This is a genomic window from uncultured Alloprevotella sp., from assembly GCF_963536905.1.
In the GTDB taxonomy this organism is placed as follows: Bacteria; Bacteroidota; Bacteroidia; order Bacteroidales; family Bacteroidaceae; genus Alloprevotella.
Genome location: NZ_CAUTBW010000054.1, coordinates 1 through 15040, shown reverse-complemented (window position 1 = coordinate 15040; position 15040 = coordinate 1). Strand labels below are relative to the sequence as shown.

Here is a 15040-nt window from a genome sequence, read left to right as displayed (position 1 = left end):
TGTTATTACCGTTGTTGGTGGCTGGTTCGTAACAGCTGGCGCAGCCTTCATTTTGAGTAGCTTGGTTGCAACGATGAATCATTTGGCTGGCGTCTTTGGTATGATCCTAGTTATAGTGATTGTTGTGGCTGTACTTATTCGAAATAATCGTGCATTTAAGAAAAAGCAAGAAGAGGAAACGGTAGATCTTGTTTTTCGTAAACTGGTCCATGCAAAGGATAAAAATGAGATTTGGGACTTACTGGTGCTTCATGTCAAGTCTACACAAGTGGAAATGATAGATGCTATGCAAAATACGTTCAATAACATTACTCAGGGGGTAATGAAAGAGAATATTCGGCAGTTGCGCACGGCGTCTCATGAATTAGAGGCAGCTAGAGATAAATGGAAACGTTATCGTCGTAAGGAAATTGTTGGTATGCGCCGCCTTGACTATTTGCAGGCTGTTGAGAAGAATACATGGTTTCACTTGGGGTCTAACAATCTTACGCAAATTTTCTATTGCTTAAAGCGTATGCTTGAGCCTTCTTTAGAGCACGTTGATAATAATTTTAATCCACTTCCTAAAGTTGATATTATAGAATTTACTCCAATTTGTGAGGAGGTTGATGCCATGTTAGTGCGCACGCGTAAAATGGTTGACAGTGGCGATTTTACAGGGGCAGATGAAGTTCTTGTGGAGGGGAATTCTTTGAAAAAACGTCTTTCTGAAATACGCCATAGTCAGCAGGATCATTTGCAGCATGAGGAAGAAAATATACGTGCAACACTGCTATATTTAAATATGTTGCAAGAAACGCAGGAGTTCATATCTATGATACGTCACTTAGTGCGTGCTTCAAAGAGATTTCAAGAATAATCTTAGTGTTGATAATCAAGTCTGTTAAGTGGTAATTGCTTTTTTTCTATAAAAAATGACTAGAAAAAACCAGCCAATAGAAGAAGACTCATCTTATGGTATCTCAAATGGAAAGAGTATTTTTTTTATTGGAGCAGGAAATGTTGCAACGCATCTTTCTCATGCCTTATTGCATGCAGGATATAAGATAAAGGGAGTTTATAGCCGGACGACTTCGTCGGCCCAAACCTTGGGTGATGATTTGGGCTGTTTTTGGACGACCAATATAGAGGAACTTTTAGAGGCAGATATATATATATTCTCTATAAAGGATAGTGTATTAGAAGAACTTTTATCAAAAGTTATATTACTATATCCTCAAGCCATTTTTGTTCATACGGCAGGATCCATACCTCTAAGTATTTTTCATGGAAAAGTTAATAAGTATGGAATTTTCTATCCTATGCAGACTTTTTCAAAGAAACGTGCTGTTTTATTTGATAATATACCTATTTTTGTTGAGCCATCTGATAATGAAGTTGCTCAGACCCTTTTTTCTATGGCACAGTCTATAAGTAGTCAAGTTAATTTTCTTGATTCAGATCGTCGTCTTAGGTTGCATTTAGCTTCAGTTTTAGCGTGCAATTTTGCAAATCATTGCTATACTCTTGCATCTCAAGAAATGGAAAAGGCTGGCTTACCTTTTGAGTATCTTCTTCCGCTTATTGATGAAACAGCAAAAAAAGTTCACGAACTTCCTCCAGAAGAAGCACAGACAGGACCTGCTGTTCGTTATGACCAGAATGTAATAAACAAGCATCTTTCCTTGATTTCAGAAACAATAAAACGCGACATTTACAAATTGATGAGCCTTTCTATTCACCAGAATTCACATGATTGATTACGATTTGAAAAAAATACAGGCGTTAGCCTTCGACGTTGACGGGGTTTTAAGCACAAACAATGTCTATCTTTTTAACGATGATGGCCAGCCAATAAGAACGGCTAATATAAAAGATGGCTACGCTCTTCAGTTAGCAGTAAAGTGTGGATTACAAGTAGCCATTATAACCGGAGGACGTAGCCCATTAGTGCGTCAGCGTTATGAACGCCTCGGTCTGCAGAATATCTTTGATGGAGTTTCTGTTAAGATAGAATGTTTTCATCACTGGTGTGAATTAGTAGGCCTACAACCAGAGGAAGTTCTTTATATGGGAGATGATATTCCTGATTATGAAATTATGAAATCTTGTGGGTGTCCTGTTTGTCCGTATGATGCTGCAGTAGAAATCAAAGAGATTTCATGCTATGTCAGTGGTTATTGTGGAGGTGAAGGCTGCGTTCGAGATGTTGTCGAACAAGTACTTAAAGCCAAAGGTTTTTGGATGAATAGCCTTAATGATAAAGTTGCTTTTGGGTGGTAATTCCATTTTATTTGTTAGAATCATTTAGCGTTCTACTTTTTATGCATTAAATAAAATAGTTCGAAAAAATGCTTGATAATCTTAATAAATTCGACGTAATCTTAGCGAGCAGTTCGCCACGTCGTAAAGAGCTTTTACAGCGCCTAGGGATAGACTTTAAGGTGCGCACTCTTTTAGGTATAGATGAATCCTATCCTGCAGAGTTGAAAGGTGAAGAGATAGCAAAATTCATCGCTCGTAAAAAGGCTTATGACTATCGTGAGTCGATGCTTCCCTCCGAACTCATTATAACTGCTGATACACTTGTAACTCTTAATGGTGAAGAACTGGGAAAACCACATAGTGTTGAGGATGCAAAAGATATGTTGCATAAATTGTCTGGCCAAGTACACGAAGTCTCTACAGGAGTTTGTGTTTTCACAAAAGAAAGGTTGGAGAATTTTGTAACTACTTCAAAAGTGACTTTTGCCGAACTGTCTGAGGATGAAATAGAATTTTATGTAGAAAAATATCTTCCGCTTGACAAAGCTGGAGCCTATGGTATTCAAGACTGGATTGGTTTGGCTGCTGTTTCTAGTTTGGAGGGAAGTTATTATAATGTTATGGGTTTGCCAATGCAGCGCCTTTATAGTTGTCTGAAAACATTCTGATGCTACGCTTATATTCCTCTCATAATGATATCTCACGCCTTCAGCAAATCATAGATGTTCTCAATGATGGTGGTGTTATCATATATCCTACAGATACAACTTATGCTTTGGGATGTAATGCTCTTAAGGAACGTGCTGTAGAGCGTATTTGTCGGATTCGTAATATAGACTTGCGCTCTCATCCGTTAAGCATTATTTGTTACGACATGAGTAACATTAGCGAATATGCTCATATATCTACGCCAGTATTTAAGTTAATGAAGCGAAATCTTCCCGGACCATTTACTTTTATCTTACCAGGAACGAGTCGGTTGCCAAAGATTTTTCGTGTACGCCGGCAGAAAGAGGTCGGAATACGTATGCCCGACAACCCTATTACTAATCAACTAGTTGAAATGCTGGAAGTTCCTTTATTAACAGCATCTCTACCGCTAGATGCTCTAGATAGAGAATATGCTATTAATCCAGAACTCATTGAAGAACATTTTGGAGCGGATGTAGATTTAGTTGTTAATGGGGGAGAGGGAATGGATGCAGAAAGTACCATTGTTGATTGTTTAGACGAAGAACCAAAGATTTTGCGACAAGGTATCGGACTCTTAAAATAAAAGATTACAATAAGCATAGAAAATAAAACGATATGTATAAATTTCTTATTTTTTTTGCAGCTGTCACAATTTTAGGCAGTTGCTCTCAAGATACTTATAGGTCAGAACCTCCGCGTTTTTCCGATATTTCTGTAAAAAAACTCTCTGGTACGGGGGCCATTCATGTAGGTGATCGCGTGGTAATTTCTTTAGTAGAGACCAGTAAGGGAAAATTGTTGAATACCACCACTTATTCTTGGTCTTTTAACCCATCAGCTGGAGTTCGTAATCAGAAATATATGCAAGGAACTGTTTATGATAAGAACACATCTGTACCAGCGGATACTGTTACTGTAACTGCTGCAGGATCAATATCTGTAACTTTTGTTGGTAAATATAGTGTGTCAGGAAATGAGATTATAAAGGGGTATAAGTTGGATTTCCCAAACAATGGTTCTGTGTATTGTACCAGTTCTCCTTTGCTTTATCAGATAACAGCTACCAAATCTTTCAACATTCTGCCTTAGGTTTTGAGTGTGCTTATAAAGCTCTATAAAAACTTCTGTGTAAAATTTTCTAGGTTGCTACAACTTTATTGGTATAATCTCTTTTGTATAAAACTTATTCCTAAATGAAAGAGTTCTATGGTATTGAGGATAGTTGCTAAAATATAAACCCGTAACTCCTATGTCAGGAGTTACGGGTTTTATCTTATATGATAAGATAAAGGGGGGAACTTATCTTCCAAATTGTCGCCCACCACCCATTTGCTGTTGTTGTGGTATATTTCTACTAGATTGTCTAGGTTGTTGAGGAGAGTTCTGCGGATTTGAAGAACGGTTGAAGGAACGCTGTGATTCTTGTGTTCCATAACTGCGCTCACTTGTGTTACGACCTTCTCCAAAAGAGCGATTGGGACTTTGAGAGAAAGAGGAGCGCCCACTTCTATTCTCATATTGCAATTCTGAGCGGTCTCTTGTTGGAAAATTTGTATTGTTGTTTCCCATTCTGAATCCTCCTTGATTGGAGAATTGTTGACTATTTGTATTCATGTCGCGACGACCACCAAATCCTTGCCCTTGATTATTGTTATTGCGATTAGGAAAACGCTCGTTACCAAAATTTCCATTAGGTCTACCATAAGCACCATCGTTATGTCCGCCTCGATAGATGCCTTGGTTTCCAAATGAATCTCGCATATATCTGTCTCTCATGCCACCTCCTGCATAATAGGTTGAGGGACGCCAGTCACGATAGGGGCTCACGTCATTGTGTCCACGGCGCCAGAATCCTCCTTGATAAGTGATGTATATAGTTGGCCGTTGATAATAATAGTAAGAACGGTTGTAATAGCTAAGGATTGGGAATTGCCACGTTGAGCGATACCAGCGCAAAGGACGAAAGAAGTAATCTAAATTCATATATGATTGATATTGCCAATCATAGAGTACGTATCGGAGATCTTCATCCCGATAGTTCCAATAGTAGCCATAGATATCTTGAGGACTGGTAACTTGCATAAAATAATCTAAATTGATTTGATACACACAATCATACTGCTCTGTAGTTAAATTGAGTTCGTATGCCATTTTATCAGTCAGATACCAAGCCCTTTCACGGGCTTCATTATAGCTTAATGCCTTTGCAGAGATCATACTTGCGATGGTCAATAGTAAAAATAGTAGGTAACGTTTCATATTCATTCTTGTTTTTAATTGTTGCTGGTTTATATCTATTAGAACGGTAAATGTGTGTAAATGTTACAATATGAGATGTTATATTTTATGAATCTACTGATGATACTATAAATCTCTTATATAGTTCGCCCATTTAGACAATAAAATATGGTGTAGTTCAAAGGGAGAGAATAAGGACGGGTGAGTGAGATACAAGGATAGGTAAGAACATCCTTATTGCGTAAATAAATATCCTTATAGTGTCAGCCAGCATCCTTATTGCATTTGAAAATACAATAAAGATGTTTTTAGAAAACTATGAGTGTATAGAACTCGTTTTAAGATAGATACTTTCCTACAAATTGTGTAAGCTCCTTTGTTTTTATCTTTGTAGCTGCAAAAAAGATAGTTCCTCTCTATAAATAAATCGCCACTTTCTGGTATCCAGGAAGTGGCGATAATATATTAGAAGTCATTCGAATTAATATTCATCCCAACTTTTAATATCTAAATCATCTACATTTACTGTTGCAAATGCATGGATGAAAGAACTAGCAAGCCTTGCATTTGTGAGTAGTGGAATATTTAGGTCAATTGCAGTACGACGCACGCGATAACCATTGGTGATTTCTCGGCTAGAGAGATCTCGTGGAATATTCACCACCATATCTACCTTCTTCTCGCGAAGCAAATCTATAACTTGTGGTGTGCCCTCTTCTGTAGGCCAATATACGCGAGTGTTCTTGATACCATTTTCTGTAAGATATTGACTGGTCCCCTTTGTGGCATAAATATTATAACCACGTTGTGCTAACAACTGTGATGCAGTGAGCATATCTGCCTTTTGAAGTCCATTACCAGTTGAGAGAAGAACACTCTTCTTGGGGATTCTTAAGCCAACAGATAGCATACTCTTCAGTAGTGCAGTTCTGGAATCTTCACCTATACAACCTACTTCACCCGTTGAAACCATATCAACACCAAGTACAGGGTCAGCGTTTTGTAGACGATTGAATGAGAACTGGCTAGCCTTTACGCCTACATAATCTAAGTCGAAAAGATTCTTATTGGGCTTCTCCACGGGAAGGCCAAGCATTACTCTAGTTGCTAATTCAATAAGATTTATTTTCAGAACCTTACTTACAAAAGGGAATGAACGTGAGGCACGTAGATTACATTCAATAACCTTTATATCATTTTCTTTTGCTAAAAATTGGATATTGAAAGGACCACTTATATGCAATTCGCGTGCTATCTGACGAGAAATTCTCTTGATACGGCGAACGGTTTCTACATAAAGTTTCTGCGGAGGGAATTGGATGGTAGCATCTCCGGAGTGGACACCCGCAAACTCTACGTGCTCACTGATGGCATAGGCAATAATCTCACCATCTTTTGCAACAGCGTCCATTTCTACTTCCTTAGCATGGAGCAAGAATTTACTCACTACTACAGGATGCTTCTTAGATACATTTGCCGCGAGTTTCAGGAACCGTTCTAATTCTTCATCATTAGAGCAAACATTCATGGCTGCGCCAGAGAGAACGTAAGAAGGACGCACTAGAACGGGAAAACCTACTTTATCAATGAATTTGCGAATGTCTTCCATTGTGGTCAGGGCACTCCATTCTGGTTGGTCAACGTCGATGCGTCCAAGCATTGCTGAGAATTTCTCTCGGTCTTCAGCATTGTCGATGTATTTAGCCTGAGTTCCCAAAATGGGAATGTTTTGCTGATCCATGCGCATTGCCAAATTTTGAGGAATCTGCCCCCCCGTAGATACTACAACACCATACGGAGTCTCAAGATCAAGAATATCCATGACACGTTCAAATGTCAACTCATCAAAATACAGACGATCGCACATATCATAGTCAGTAGATACGGTCTCAGGATTATAATTTATCATGACACTACGATAGCCATTTCTACGAATGGTATTGAGGGCTTGAACACCACACCAGTCGAATTCTACAGAAGAGCCAATACGATAAGCACCTGAACCAAGAACCACTACAGAACGATGATCATTTTCAAACTGTACATCATGGGCGACGGCAGAATAGGAGAGATACAAGTAGTTGGTTTGTGCTGGATATTCAGCAGCGAGTGTGTCAATTTGCTTAACATAAGGAACGATGCCTGCTTGTTTTCTTCGCTCGCGCACAACGAGCACTGCCTTCTCCATATCCATATCAGCTTCCATACCTATAGCACGCGCTATTTGAAAGTCAGTGAAGCCATAAATCTTGGCTGTCTTCAGCAGTTCGTTATCTAAATTATTGATACTTCGGCAAGCTTTGAGTTCTTTGTTAATTTTAAAGATGTGCTCTAATTTGTAAAGGAACCACTTGTCAATCTTAGTCAGTTCATGAATACGATCAACACTCATTCCATCAAAGAAAGCCTTCTCGATAACAAGTATTCGCTTATCTGTGGGAGCTGAAAGACTTCCTTCAATATCTTCAATTTTAAGTTCTTTGTTTCCCACAAATCCATGAAGTCCTAAGCCTACCATTCGAATGCCTTTTTGGATGGCTTCTTCGAAAGTGCGACCTATAGCCATTACTTCACCCACCGATTTCATGCTGGAACCTAGCTCTCGATCGACACCGTGGAATTTTCCTAAGTCCCACCGTGGGATTTTGCAAACGACATAATCAAGTGCCGGTTCAAAGAAAGCACTGGTTGTTTTAGTTACAGAATTCTTGAGCTCAAAGAGACCATAGCCTAGACCTAATTTGGCAGCAACAAAAGCCAAAGGATAGCCAGTAGCTTTTGAAGCAAGGGCAGAAGACCGACTTAAACGTGCGTTTACCTCAATGACGCGATAGTCTTCTGAATAAGGATCAAAAGCATATTGCACATTACATTCACCCACAATACCAATGTGGCGAACAATCTTAATACTTAGTGCACGCAACTTATGATATTCAGCATTTGTAAGGGTCTGAGATGGAGCAATGACAATACTTTCTCCTGTGTGAATACCTAGAGGATCGAAGTTTTCCATGTTGCACACTGTGATACAATTATCGTATTTATCACGTACAACTTCATATTCAATTTCTTTCCAACCTTTTAAACTTTTCTCTACCAAGACTTGTGGAGAGAAAGAGAATGCTTTCTCTGCAATCTTGTTCAACTCTTCTTCATTATCACAGAATCCAGAACCAAGCCCTCCCAACGCGTAGGCAGCTCTGATAATAACAGGGTAGCCTAACTCTTTTGCCGCTTTTCTCGCTGTTTCTATGTCTTCACATGCATGACTCTTGATGGTGTGGACATTAATCTCGTCAAGTTTCTCTACAAAAAGTTCTCGATCCTCTGTATCCATAATGGCTTGAACGGGAGTACCTAGAACTTCTAGATTATATTTCTCAAGAATACCACTTCGATAGAGTTCTACACCACAGTTTAGAGCTGTTTGCCCACCGAAGGCAAGCATAATGCCTTGTGGTTTTTCTTTCTGAATAACTTTTTCAACAAAGAAAGGAGTCACAGGCAAGAAATAGATCTTATCAGCAACACCTTCACTGGTTTGAACCGTAGCAATATTAGGATTGATAAGAATTGTTTCTATACCTTCTTCTTTAAGAGCTTTCAATGCCTGTGAACCGGAATAGTCAAACTCCCCAGCTTCACCGATTTTCAAGGCTCCAGATCCTAAGAGCAATACTTTTTGAATGTTATCTTTCATACAAAGAAACCTATTTTACAAGAGTTCTATAAATTTATCGAAAAGAAATTCTGTATCTAGAGGCCCACTACAAGCTTCAGGGTGGAATTGTGCAGAGAACCATGGATTAGTTTTATGTTTTACACCTTCATTAGAACCGTCATTCATATTAACAAATAATGGTTCCCAATCAGGAGGAAGAGTAGTACTATCAACAGCATATCCATGGTTCTGACTAGTAATAAAACATTGATTAGAGCCTACCATGCGAACAGGTTGATTATGACTACGATGTCCGTATTTCAACTTATAGATAGAAGCTCCTGCAGCTTTTGATAATAATTGGTTGCCCATGCAAATACCCATACAAGGACGTACTTTAGGATTAGTCAGGAATTTCTGTATATTTTTTACAGCTTCCACACACGTGTCTGGGTCGCCAGGTCCGTTTGCAAGAAAAAGACCATCAAATTCCATATTGTTGAAATCATAATTCCAAGGTACGCGTATGAGCTCAACACCGCGATCAATCAAGCATCGAAGGATATTATGTTTTACGCCACAATCCACTAGTACAACCTTTTTTCCTGCACCTCGATTGTAGTGTGTCACTTCTTTGCAAGATACTTTAGCTACATAATTCACACCTTCGTATTCAGCTTCAGGAATGTTTGTAGGCTCATCATCAAAGATAATCTTACCCATCATCACGCCATGTTCGCGAAGAACTTTTGTAAGCTGGCGCGTATCAATTCCGCAAATTCCTGGAACTTCTTCACGCCTAAGCCAATCTGCTAAGCTCTCTTTTGCATTCCAATGAGAAAACTTCTCGCTATAGTCACTAACAATTATAGCACTTGCATGAATGCGGTCACTTTCCATAAATGTGGCTATGCCATTTTTCTCCACGGTAAAGGGGGGAACACCGTAGTTACCTACAAGAGGAAAAGTCAGAGTCATCAACTGTCCTGCATAAGAAGGATCAGTAAGAGACTCTGGGTATCCCATCATAGCTGTATTAAAGACCACTTCTCCAGCTACGGGTTTTTCGTAGCCGAAAGATTTACCATGGAACTTTGTCCCATCGCTGAGTACTAATGTTACACTTCGCATATCTTAGTATTGCTGTTAATCAATGTCAAACTTATTAGAATTATGCTCGTAGAAATCTACGAAAGCTTGATTTACGCGCATAATTCCTCCTGGTGTGGGGTAGTGTCCAGAAAAATACCAATCTCCAGGACTAACCGGACAAGCAGTGTGTAATCCTTCTAGAGTTTGGTATACCATTTTTATTTCGCAAGTAACTCCTTCAGGACGTAACATTTCTGCCATCTTGTTACTAATTTCTTCTTGTGAGAACCCTTCATACAGGGTACGCACAACCTCTGCTTGCTTTTCTTTAGGTAATAGCAACTGTTTTTTGCAACGCAGATAAATATTATGGATACGTTCTGTTTCTTTATGGTCTTTCAGTAGCTCTACTGCTGCTCTAAAAGCTATAAAATCATCCATATTACTCATATCAATACCGTAGAAATCAGGATAGCGAACTTGAGGAGCTGAACTAACGATTACAATGCGTTTAGGATGAAGACGGTCTAGTATTCGGATGACACTTTCGCGCAATGTTGTACCACGGACAATACTATCATCTATAACAACGAGATTGTCTATATATGGCCTTAGCGAGCCATAAGTAATGTCGTAAACATGAGCTGCAAGATCATTTCTAGCGCTACCTTCTGCAATGAAGGTGCGCATTTTTATATCTTTCCAAGCAATCTTCTCAGCTCGGATGCGACGATTAAGGACATTGTGGATTTTTTGCTCGAATTCCTCTGAAGAAAGCGCTTGCTTCATTAAGTTTTCAATCTCCTTAGTCTTTAAACTATTGAGATGGTTCTCAAATCCTTCAATCATGCCATAATAGGCTGCTTCTGCTGTGTTAGGGATATAAGAAAAAACAGTGTTATCTAATTCGTTATTGATAGCTTTCAATACAGCAGGTACAAGGCTTCTTCCTAACGTTTTACGTTCTTGGTAAATATCACAATCAGAACCACGACTAAAGTAGACACGTTCAAAGGAACAAGCAGCAAACTTACGAGGTTCAAGTATTTGGATATGACGCAACTCACAATGCTTATTCAAGAGTAATGCTTCTCCTGGTTTTATTTCAGCGATATCTTCTCTATCAACATCAAAGGTTGTCTGTAAAACTGGACGCTCTGAAGCAACAGCGAATACCTCGTCATTTTTATAGAAGAAAACAGGTCGAATGCCCCACGGATCGCGCATAACGAACGTTTCTCCACTTCCAGTTACCCCCATGATTGCATATCCTCCATCCCAAACAGGTGCACTTAATTTAAGCATATTTGAGAGATCTATATGATCTTCAATATAAGTCGTGATATTCTTATCCTGTAGTCCTAACTTTTTAGCCTCTTCAAAACATCGTTCACTTTCTCGATCAAGACGATGCCCTAGCTGCTCAAGGAGAATATAAGTATCTGACATCATGCGAGGATGCTGCCCTTTAGATGCAATGGTTTGAAAAATTTCAGGCACATTGGTCATGTTGAAATTAGCGCAAATACAGAGATTCTTGGCACGCCAATTCGAACGTCGCATAAAAGGATGGATATAATTAAGGCCACGCTTGCCAGTAGTTGAATACCGAAGGTGGCCCATATAAATCTCCCCTGCATAGGGAAGATGGTGGTTTACAAAATCCATATCTTGACGCTGTTCAGCTGAATATTCATCCATGCGCTGCCGTACAGCAGAGAATATCTGAGAAATACCACCAGTTCCCATTGCCCGTTCACGGTAGATAATCTCTTCCCCTGGCTCTGCCAAAGTTTTAACACAAGCCAATCCAGCGCCTTCTTGGCCACGATTGTGCTGCTTCTCCATCATCAGGTAGAGTTTACTCAATCCATATTGCCAAGAGCCGTATTTCTCCTGATAATAATCTAGAGGTTTGAGTAGGCGTACTAATGCTACGCCACATTCATGCTTCAGTGGTTCCATATAGAAATTTAGCTTTGTATTGCAAAGTTAAGTCGAAAAGGTTGAAGCGGCAATAAAAGTTAGGAATTTTACACATAAATCCTTATTTCTCCTTGCTGACAATATAATCTTGCAATGTTTGAAATACCAAAATCTGTATATAGATATTAGTAAAATGTTAAGAAGAACTCTATAGTAAAAGATTAGTTTTGAGTATTCTTGCTGTCATCTTCCGCCTTTAATATGGGAAGATGAAGTCTGTAACGAACGGCCAAAAAGCGCATAAGAATAACTAAAGATGCACATACAATAGAGCAGTAGAGTGGAGGAATGTTACATCGCGCACATATCCAATAGCCAAAGCCTCCAATGACACACGCTAGTGCATAGATTTCCTCTCGAAAAATAAGAGGAACCTCGTTTATAAAGACATCTCTAAGTACACCTCCACCAGCTCCTGTTATAGAACCCATGATGATTGCTGTCCAAAAGGGGAAACCTGCTTGTAATGTCTTTTCCATGCCTGTGACAGTGAAGAGGGCTAGACCGATAGTGTCAAATAAGAACCATGTGTTGTTTTGTCGAACAAGAAGTTTTCGAAAAATGATTACCCACACTAAAGCAATTGCAGTGCAAATGAGATAAAAAGAGTTCGTCATCCAAAAGGGCGATAGACCAAGCATTACATCACGTAGTGTTCCACCACCTATAGCTGTAGTTAATCCTACAACATAGGCTCCAAAAAGGTCAAAATGTTTGGCCGATGCCAATCGAATACCCGAAATGGCAAAGGCCAAGGTTCCTATAAAATCGCAAACGTTGACAAACGTTATATTCATTGCTTCTGAATTTTGCGACGAAGTTACAACTTATTGACGATATTTTGAGGGTTACCTGCCAAGAAGGTTTCAATATTTTGACCAACAATTCGAAGAATACGTTGACGAGCCTCCAATGTAGCCCATGCAATATGTGGTGTAATAAAAGCATTTGGTAGATGGAGGAGAGGATTGTCGTTACAAGGTGGTTCTTCGGATAATACATCTGCACAATATGCTGCTATTCGGTTTGTTTTGAGTGCCTTGGCCAGATCCTCATCGTTGACCAAACGGCCTCGAGCAGTATTTATCAGAATAAGGTGTGGATTAGCTTTTTCAAGTAATTTCCAATTTATTACATGTTCATTATCGGGAGTAAGCGGGCAATTCAGACTAACAATATCGCAGGTGCGGAAAGCTTCTTCCAATGAGATATGATCGACATCTGCAGGTAATTCTTTTTTTGAAGAAACTGCAAACAAACAAACTCCAAAAGGGCGCAACATTTCAGCTATTTTTTGCCCGATACTACCAAATCCAACAATGGCTACTCGCTTATTCTCAAGCCCTATTAAGGGTTCTTTCCAGCAACAGAAATCTGGTGAGTTTCTCCAAAAACCATTGCGGTTTTTCTCTGCATAATGACTTACTCGATTAGTAATATTCAAAAGATGAGCGATAGCCATCTGAGCAACCGCCGTTGTACCATATCCTGCCGCATTGCAGACAACGATTCCTTTACGTGACGCAGCATTTACATCTACTACATCATATCCAGTAGCAGCCACGCAAATCAAGCGTAATCGCGGTAATTTAAGTATTTCTTTTTCACCTAATCTTGTCTTGTTTAGAATAAGAATATCTGCATCTTTTGATCGTTGGATAACTTCAGTGATATCTGTACGATCATAAACCTTGAAACGTCCCATTTTTTCAAAGCAATGCCAATCTAAATCACCGGGATTTAGCGTGAAACCATCTAAAAAAACGATATTTATCATGTACTTTTACTTTTATTGATTTAATAGCTTTTTATCATACGAAATTTCTGACAAACCTACGAGTTGCCAATAACGATCGCCAACTCTACGATAATAGGTCAGTACTGTATACTCATTTTCTGTTTGAAAATAATTTCCCTCAACAGGGCCAGTAAATCCCTTATTGTGTGAATGGGGAACAGTAAGATATAAGTAACTGTAAAAACCTGTTTTTAAGAAGATACTTTTGAGATAAGCTTGTGAAAATTCATCATAGATGAGTCTATATCTGGGTGAAAAACAATCATATGTCCAATCACCGCAAATATAAATATCGGCATCTTTCAACTCAGGCATTTTAAGACTAAAATTTACCCATACATACTCGCTTTGTGAGGCAGCATCGTTATTGTCTTGCGTTCGAACAACGATTTGTCCGTTTCTATCTTGATCATTTATATAATTACGCCTCGGTTTTGCTGTTAATAAATTTGCCATATATTCAGAACCAGACCATCTTATATTATCTATCCCCATTCCTGGATATTGCGTGGAAAGTATTTCAAAGCGACGATATTCATTCCCTGCGTCAAAGATTAGGCTTTGTTGGTGTCTCCATTCTAGAATTGTTCCACTTATATAATCAGGTTTAGGATTCCAAATGGCATTGTCCCAGCGATGGTTTTGAAGGATTATAGTTCGTATTTCTTCCTCTGGTACTTGTATATTTAGTTGACGCGTATCAATAGACATCCGGACTTGTTGATGTGTAGCGTTCCAATCAATGTCTGTATTGGTTGTCACATCAAGAATGGTATTTACTTTTGAATCAATAACAAAAAAGTAAGCATTCAGTGCTGGAGTTAGTGTACCATCTTCATCTAAAACAACTTCTAATTTATAGTTGCCACTTAACAAGGGCTGTACATTATTATTAGGTATCCTAATTCGATAGTGGGTGTAATTAGTAATAGTGTTCATACTTTCAACATAGTCATCTATTACTGTCCATTCTGCAGAAGTCTCAACCCAATCATTCTCAAATAAACTTGTTGACTTTTTGAAGTCAGCATCGAGGTGTATTATTCTATAAAGATAGCGATGGTACTCATTAGACATTTGATCGAAAGTTAACTCAAACTGGTCAGATGAACCAAGACGTAGTACTGGTAAAGCATGAGAATTACCTCCAGTAGAGATTATCACGGTATTTATGTCATTCTTCAATACTTGTGTGCGTTGAGCATGAAGAAACACAATCGACATACTGAATGCGATAAAGAAAATGCAGAAACGCAATGTTACCTTTTCCATACAATTATAGATTATAGCGCAAAGATATAATATAAAAATTAAAATAAACTTGTCTT

Annotated in this window: 12 protein-coding genes and 1 pseudogene; 6 read left to right on the top strand and 7 right to left on the bottom strand. The window is 38.8% G+C overall.

Going from position 1 to position 15040, the window contains the following annotated elements:
- The 6 genes and pseudogenes from ABLA33_RS08770 to ABLA33_RS08745 form a co-directional block, all read left to right on the top strand.
- Positions 1-859, top strand: a pseudogene (locus tag ABLA33_RS08770) (inorganic phosphate transporter); the annotation flags it as partial.
- 55 nt (positions 860-914) lie between these two features.
- Entirely contained in the window at positions 915-1739 is an 825-nt protein-coding gene (locus ABLA33_RS08765; protein WP_311490006.1) for a Rossmann-like and DUF2520 domain-containing protein, read from the top strand.
- On the top strand, positions 1732-2262 hold the full coding sequence (locus tag ABLA33_RS08760; RefSeq protein WP_311490005.1) for an HAD family hydrolase: 531 nt from the start codon (positions 1732-1734) through the stop codon (positions 2260-2262). The genes ABLA33_RS08765 and ABLA33_RS08760 overlap by 8 nt, the downstream gene beginning before the upstream one ends.
- A 68-nt stretch (positions 2263-2330) precedes the next feature.
- On the top strand, positions 2331-2912 hold the full coding sequence (locus ABLA33_RS08755) for a Maf-like protein (RefSeq protein WP_311490004.1): 582 nt from the start codon (positions 2331-2333) through the stop codon (positions 2910-2912).
- On the top strand, positions 2909-3520 hold the full coding sequence (locus ABLA33_RS08750; protein ID WP_347720007.1) for an L-threonylcarbamoyladenylate synthase: 612 nt from the start codon (positions 2909-2911) through the stop codon (positions 3518-3520). Before ABLA33_RS08755 ends, ABLA33_RS08750 begins: the two co-directional genes overlap by 4 nt.
- A gap of 32 nt (positions 3521-3552) precedes the next feature.
- On the top strand, positions 3553-4026 hold the full coding sequence (locus tag ABLA33_RS08745; protein ID WP_347720006.1) for a hypothetical protein: 474 nt from the start codon (positions 3553-3555) through the stop codon (positions 4024-4026).
- A 210-nt stretch (positions 4027-4236) separates the two neighbouring features.
- Here the strand turns inward: ABLA33_RS08745 and ABLA33_RS08740 are convergent, their stop codons facing one another.
- The 7 genes from ABLA33_RS08740 to ABLA33_RS08710 all read right to left on the bottom strand — a co-directional run.
- Positions 4237-5196: a hypothetical protein gene (locus ABLA33_RS08740; RefSeq protein ID WP_347720005.1), complete on the bottom strand. Its 960-nt coding sequence runs from the start codon at positions 5194-5196 to the stop codon at positions 4237-4239.
- 460 nt (positions 5197-5656) lie between these two features.
- The gene (carB, locus tag ABLA33_RS08735; RefSeq protein WP_347720004.1) at positions 5657-8875 is read right to left on the bottom strand and encodes a carbamoyl-phosphate synthase (glutamine-hydrolyzing) large subunit; all 3219 of its coding nucleotides are present in this window, start codon (positions 8873-8875) and stop codon (positions 5657-5659) included.
- Positions 8876-8890: 15 nt separating this feature from the next.
- Complete coding sequence (carA, locus tag ABLA33_RS08730) at positions 8891-9967, bottom strand: glutamine-hydrolyzing carbamoyl-phosphate synthase small subunit (protein ID WP_347720003.1); 1077 nt, start codon at positions 9965-9967, stop codon at positions 8891-8893.
- 15 nt (positions 9968-9982) lie between these two features.
- Positions 9983-11893: an amidophosphoribosyltransferase gene (locus ABLA33_RS08725; RefSeq protein ID WP_347720002.1), complete on the bottom strand. Its 1911-nt coding sequence runs from the start codon at positions 11891-11893 to the stop codon at positions 9983-9985.
- 182 nt (positions 11894-12075) lie between these two features.
- Positions 12076-12711, bottom strand: coding sequence for a trimeric intracellular cation channel family protein (locus ABLA33_RS08720; protein ID WP_311489998.1), 636 nt, complete (start codon positions 12709-12711; stop codon positions 12076-12078).
- Positions 12712-12734: 23 nt separating this feature from the next.
- Positions 12735-13691 carry a D-2-hydroxyacid dehydrogenase gene (locus ABLA33_RS08715; RefSeq protein ID WP_311489997.1) on the bottom strand — a complete coding sequence of 319 codons (957 nt, stop codon included), beginning with the start codon at positions 13689-13691 and terminating at the stop codon, positions 12735-12737.
- 12 nt (positions 13692-13703) lie between these two features.
- Positions 13704-15040 (bottom strand): DUF5103 domain-containing protein (locus ABLA33_RS08710; protein WP_347720001.1); only part of this gene is annotated, 1337 nt, incomplete at its 5' end.

Coding starts and splice junctions, on each gene's coding strand:
- ABLA33_RS08745 (WP_347720006.1), top strand. CDS start 3,553: ATGTATAAATTTCTTATTTTTTTTGCAGCTGTCACAATTTTAGGCAGT.
- ABLA33_RS08765 (WP_311490006.1), top strand. CDS start 915: ATGACTAGAAAAAACCAGCCAATAGAAGAAGACTCATCTTATGGTATC.
- carA (WP_347720003.1), bottom strand. CDS start 9,967: ATGCGAAGTGTAACATTAGTACTCAGCGATGGGACAAAGTTCCATGGT.
- ABLA33_RS08725 (WP_347720002.1), bottom strand. CDS start 11,893: ATGGAACCACTGAAGCATGAATGTGGCGTAGCATTAGTACGCCTACTC.
- carB (WP_347720004.1), bottom strand. CDS start 8,875: ATGAAAGATAACATTCAAAAAGTATTGCTCTTAGGATCTGGAGCCTTG.
- ABLA33_RS08740 (WP_347720005.1), bottom strand. CDS start 5,196: ATGAAACGTTACCTACTATTTTTACTATTGACCATCGCAAGTATGATC.
- ABLA33_RS08760 (WP_311490005.1), top strand. CDS start 1,732: ATGATTGATTACGATTTGAAAAAAATACAGGCGTTAGCCTTCGACGTT.
- ABLA33_RS08755 (WP_311490004.1), top strand. CDS start 2,331: ATGCTTGATAATCTTAATAAATTCGACGTAATCTTAGCGAGCAGTTCG.
- ABLA33_RS08715 (WP_311489997.1), bottom strand. CDS start 13,691: ATGATAAATATCGTTTTTTTAGATGGTTTCACGCTAAATCCCGGTGAT.
- ABLA33_RS08720 (WP_311489998.1), bottom strand. CDS start 12,711: ATGAATATAACGTTTGTCAACGTTTGCGATTTTATAGGAACCTTGGCC.